Origin of the sequence: Methylobacterium sp. GC_Met_3, assembly GCF_026540775.1 — a bacterium.
GTDB lineage: Bacteria > Pseudomonadota > Alphaproteobacteria > Rhizobiales > Beijerinckiaceae > Methylobacterium.
On record NZ_JALNUL010000113.1, the window covers coordinates 1 to 5,087 of the forward strand.

Here is a 5,087-nt window from a genome sequence, read left to right on the forward strand (position 1 = left end):
CTAACTATACCCTTGGACCACCTCGTGGGGGCCGATCAGGGACGACCACCATGTCCTCTTGCCTGCCCGGCCTTGGTGAACAGCGCTTCACATGTGCTCACCAGCCTGTGGGCATTCAGTACGAGAAGATTGATGCCGAGGCACATCACCATTGCGGCCCCCCACAATTTCGGCACCACTGAAGTTCGCCGCCGACTCGATGAGCAGTTAGATTGGGCGTTGCAGCGCCTAAGGAAGAAACATATTGCCGTCGAAGTAGCAGAGTGGTCTCAGGATGGCCGGGCATTTACCGTTCGCGCGCTCGGGCAACATGTCAGTGGCAACTTCGCGGTAGCCGACGACAGCTTGTGGTTCGAGGCGCAAATGCCCTGGATCATCGGCGTGTTCGCGCCGGCGATCGAGGCTGTGGCCATACGCTACGCGGCGCGCCTGTTGTCCGCCGAGGGCGACACCTGGTGTGAGAGTGGCCACCCCGACCAAGACAGGCGGGTTCAGGTGTGCGACTGCGCTGGCTAGGCCCACTCACGGCTGGCCGGTGCCGCAGCCGTCCGAACGGCCCGCGGTCGTAGTTCTTCTAGCGTCCCGGTCTGACTAAGGGTTTACCATCAGCGCGCGTGGTATCCAGTGAATGTTAGGTATGAAACAATTGGTGGCGCCTGATGAAGTGGGCGATCAAGCGCGGCGAAAGCTGTTGCCCAGCCGCAGACCGCAATGGCGCACAACAATTCACCTACAGTGAGGCGACCATTGTTCCTATTTTCCATGATCATCGGCTCCTACCGCATTTTATTTCGTAATTGATCCTGGCGTGACAAGGCATAAACCGCCGAGCTCATCGACTTATGATTCACCGTCTCTCAAGTAAAGCCATCAATGCATCGGTGCAGCGATCCAATCGAACTCGAACAGCCTGTGCTGACTCTGGCAGGTCATACGCCGTCTCGATGATCAGCTCGTCGTAAAATGCATGCTCAATGAGCACAGCTTCAACCTGGGCTCTCGTCAGCGTGCGATAGCCAAGAGAGCTGGACCACTGCCTCAAACTCACAACCGTCAGGGGCTCTAACGAAATGGTGCTCATGCGAAGACGACCAAGGACAGCGTACCCACACACGAACCTTATGTGGGCAAATATCCCACGTCAATAAGGCTCGTACAAGCCGTAGACGAAGCGTATCCTTAGGGCAGCTGCCGAGCCGTGAGGCGCTGTAGTTACGACGTGATCAGTCGCGAGCACGCTCTATAAGCCGGCCTTATGCGAATGTTAGATCGCATCCGGTAGCGTCCGTTTACAGGACGTGGTCACATCCAGCTGAATGACTGAATTGGGCGCAAAGCCGAACGTCCTGTTCTGCGCGCTGTGGCGATTCGGCATGACCTAATATGGCCGAATGCGGAATGGCTGCTTCCGAGAAGGTCCGCAGGAAAAGCGCACGGCCTTCTATCGACCCGATGCGGCCGTACCGACGGCCATCTGCACTTCCCAAAAGCGGTCATTCGTTGGCTGTCCGGCAACTTCGGCTTGGGGTGGTGAGTGGACGTCTGCGCTGCGGCCAAAACCAGACGTTGAAGCCAGCAGTGGCTGGTCTGTTTCGAATGCGCCTGTAACGAACCACCATCGGAATTAGCATTCGACCTTTGCGAACTTAGGGAGCGTATGTCCGGAGGTCGAAAAGGATGCGGAGAGGGCCAAGCGGCAGCGACGCCCGCTTCGAGAACATCAATGCCTTTGATGCAGAGCGCCAAGCCTAGCCGGTAACAATTGGATTAGGCCAATGCCAGACCGCTGACGGATATCATCATGCGATGTGTAAGAAATTGTTAATATGTTGTGGTCAGATTTCCCACGAAGAACGGTGCTGCGTTTTGAAACATAGCAAATGTATCCGACATAATGCGATTTTCTGCGTTGCCCTCTTCGGTTCGAAGCCGCGCGCTGGGTTTCGGCACAGCGTCATCGGGCGCGAGCGCTGTCGAATTCGCTCTCGTATCCTTGCCGTTTTTCATGTTGCTGGCGGGGATCATTCAATGGGCCTTCATCATTTGGGCTAGGATGAACCTCGATATCGCCGTCGAGAATGCAGTACGCAATCTTTACACTGGCAGCTTTCAAACTGCCAATGCAGGGGTTACGGATACGACTACACTGCTCAATAATTTAAAAGTAGTGATGTGCGGTTCAGGCACTAATAAGGTCCCCACTGTCTTTAGCTGCAGCAGCGTGAAGTTAAATATTTCACTTGGGAGCACTTTCGGCAGCAGCTCATATGCAACGGCCTACAATACATCGACTAAGTCAATCAGCTCCAGTTTCGAGGGCTACGCTTGCGCGGCGCCAGGTAAAATTGTCGTCGTTACTGCAGCGGTGTCATTACCACTATTCTTCGGGAACTTGCTGCCGGGACTAACTGGCATGGCCGACGGTTCATATCTGCTGCGCTCAACCGGCGTATTTCGCACAGAACCATACTCGACATCAAGTACGGGAGCTTGCTGAGGTCTTTGATGAACCACCTGCACCGCACTTGGACGCCGCCAGATTTTGTTCGCGATACGAACGGTGCTTCGGCTGTCGAGTTCGCGCTAATTTTACCTTTCATGCTACTTTTATTCGTTGGTATGGCCGAATTTGCGCATGCTATCGATAATTACCGGAAAGTCACACTCCTGGCACGCACAGTCGCAGATCTGACGGCGCAAGGGGATACATCGAACCCTATAACGTCGGCTACAATGACCGACATCCTTTCTTCCTCATCGTTGGTTCTGTACCCCTTCAGCACCTCTAACGTCACGATCGTCGTTAGCGCGATGGGTGTTTATTTGACGACACTGAATACAAAACCATATGTTTGCTCAAGTATCGCCCTTAACACCACCGCTCGAACTGCTAAGGCCGCGGCGACAGATATCACCGTCCCGACTGCCTTTCAGACTACGGGCATGCGATACATCCTAGCTGAAGTGAAGATGCCTTACACCCCGGTGATGGGCTCGGCCTTAGCCAAGCTTTTTACCGGCAGCTCGAGCATTTCCTTCAGCGTTAGCATGCCTTGGCCCGCACGTGGCGGCGCGACCTACAACAGCACCTACACTGAAGTCATCCTCCCAAGCGGTAGCTCCTGTCCGTCGACAGCGAGCTGATGCGCCCATTCGTCCGTCTCGCCGGCTCCATGTTCCCACTAGAGGTTCTCACGATGCTATTCGCGCGTCTTCGCCAGTTCCGGACACGCCGCGAAGGAAACATCGCAATCATCTTTGCTTTGGCGAGTTTTCCACTGATCGCTTTTGCCGGCGCGGCAGTTGACTACGGGCTTGCTGCGCGCGTGCGGACCAAGCTGCAGGCGGCGACAGACGCCACAGCACTCATGCTATGTCAGACATCCTCGACGACGACGAGTGCTGTCCTGAACGCGCAAGCGTTGATCTCGATGACGAGCTACATGGGCAGCAATGTTGGGCTCACGGTCGATACGCTGACGATCACCTCCAACCCGCGCAAGATCCTCGTGACCACGCACGCGTCGCCAACCGTGGTCTTCGGCGCGTTCACTGGCCGCACCAGCATCCCGGTGGCCGCCAAGTCGCAGTGCGCCTCACCGGTGCAGAAGACATTCGAAATTGCGCTCGTTCTCGACACGACCGGGTCGATGGCTAACTCGGGCGGCAGCGGAACAAAGTTGGCGGCGATGCAGACGGCGGCCTCCAACTTCATCGACTACGTCAAGAACAATGCCGCCTTTTCTTCAGACACCCGGATCTCAATCGTTCCATTCGCTGCTTCGGTCAACGCAGGCACAGCGTACGCCGCCGCGAGCTGGGTCGATACGACGGGCGTCTCGACGTACCATTGGACGAATGTCGACAAGACGCTTGCGAAAGCGGCCGGCTTCACGAGCCGGTTCAGTATCTTCAACCTGCTATCAGCGAAGTACTCCGGCTGGGCATGGGGCGGCTGCTTTGAGGCATTGCCCTATCCCTACAACACACAGGATGGTTCCCCGAGCACGAATGACACGCTCTATGTGCCGCTGTTCGCACCGGATGAACCTGGAGACGGAGACACAAGCCGGGTCAAGTTCACTCCCTCCGGTAGCTCAACAAGCTATTACAGTTACAATAGTTACATCGACGATACGACGAGCATTAGTGGTTGCAAAACTACTCCGACGAGCTTCCAAGCGGCTGAATATAGCGCTTGTAAGTACGTCTCGGCCAAAGGCACCTCCTACACAACCAGCTCGGACGTAGGTATCCCGAATGGTCCGAACTTTATGTGCACAAGTCAGCCGCTGCAACGGCTTACGACCAGCACTTCAACGCTAAAAGCGCTTATAACCTCCTTGACTGCTTTGGGTGCGACTAACATTCACGAGGGATTTATGTGGGGTTGGCGTACGCTCTCGCCAACGAGCGTGTTTGCTGATGGCGCGAGCTATAGCTCCAGTACCACGAACAAAATTATGATTTTGATGACGGATGGCGCTAATAGTTGGACCGATAATCCTTACAATAACTACAATCAGACGCTGTACTTCCCGATGGGTTACTTCATGAATGCCAATGGCACGACGCCCGACGCTCGTTTGCCCACTGGGTATCGCAATTTGACGAACGCAACGGATGCTCGGACAGCGCTTGATCAGCTCACTCTGCAGAGTTGCACGAATGCGAAGAGCGCCGGTATCTCAATCTATACCATCGGATTTAGCGTCAGCTCAGATCCGATTGATACGCAAGGCACAACCTTACTTGCGAATTGTGCCTCGTCCTCGTCACAAGCATATGTCGCAAATGACTCAAGCAGCCTCATTACGGCATTCAGTCAGATCGCCTCTAGCATCGGCTCACTCCGACTTAGTCTATAGTATATAGGATAGTATAAATCGATCTGACGCCGAGTTGGCAGTCGTGATCTGAAGTGCTCTAGAGGCAATTTTGAACTGAATGAGTGAGGTTTGCGTTTTCGAGCATGAGCGCAGGTCGTGCCGGCTATCCATCTGACGTGTCCGATGAGGAATGGGCGCTGGTTGCGCCGTATCTGGCGCTGCTGCGGGAGAGTTCGGGCCAGCGTGACTACGACCTGT

The 5,087-nt window shown here is 55.1% G+C and carries 4 protein-coding genes and 1 pseudogene; all 5 read left to right on the forward strand.

The annotated features are described in order from the left end of the window. Positions 1-132: 132 nt before the first annotated feature. Positions 133-516 carry a polyhydroxyalkanoic acid system family protein gene (locus OXS27_RS31615; protein WP_267361610.1) on the forward strand — a complete coding sequence of 128 codons (384 nt, stop codon included), beginning with the start codon at positions 133-135 and terminating at the stop codon, positions 514-516. Positions 517-1,909: 1,393 nt separating this feature from the next. Further along, complete coding sequence (locus OXS27_RS31620) at positions 1,910-2,497, forward strand: TadE/TadG family type IV pilus assembly protein (protein ID WP_267361612.1); 588 nt, start codon at positions 1,910-1,912, stop codon at positions 2,495-2,497. Positions 2,498-2,505: 8 nt separating this feature from the next. Continuing rightward, entirely contained in the window at positions 2,506-3,144 is a 639-nt protein-coding gene (locus tag OXS27_RS31625) for a TadE/TadG family type IV pilus assembly protein (protein WP_267361613.1), read from the forward strand. Positions 3,145-3,197: 53 nt separating this feature from the next. Then, positions 3,198-4,868 carry a TadE/TadG family type IV pilus assembly protein gene (locus OXS27_RS31630; protein ID WP_267361614.1) on the forward strand — a complete coding sequence of 557 codons (1,671 nt, stop codon included), beginning with the start codon at positions 3,198-3,200 and terminating at the stop codon, positions 4,866-4,868. A 104-nt stretch (positions 4,869-4,972) separates the two neighbouring features. Further along, a pseudogene (locus OXS27_RS31635) lies at positions 4,973-5,087 on the forward strand (IS5/IS1182 family transposase); the annotation flags it as partial.

Bases quoted from the DNA above. Each gene is read 5' to 3' on its own strand.
- OXS27_RS31615 (WP_267361610.1), top strand. From the start codon at position 133: ATGCCGAGGCACATCACCATTGCGGCCCCCCACAATTTCGGCACCACT.
- OXS27_RS31625 (WP_267361613.1), top strand. From the start codon at position 2,506: ATGAACCACCTGCACCGCACTTGGACGCCGCCAGATTTTGTTCGCGAT.
- OXS27_RS31630 (WP_267361614.1), top strand. From the start codon at position 3,198: ATGCTATTCGCGCGTCTTCGCCAGTTCCGGACACGCCGCGAAGGAAAC.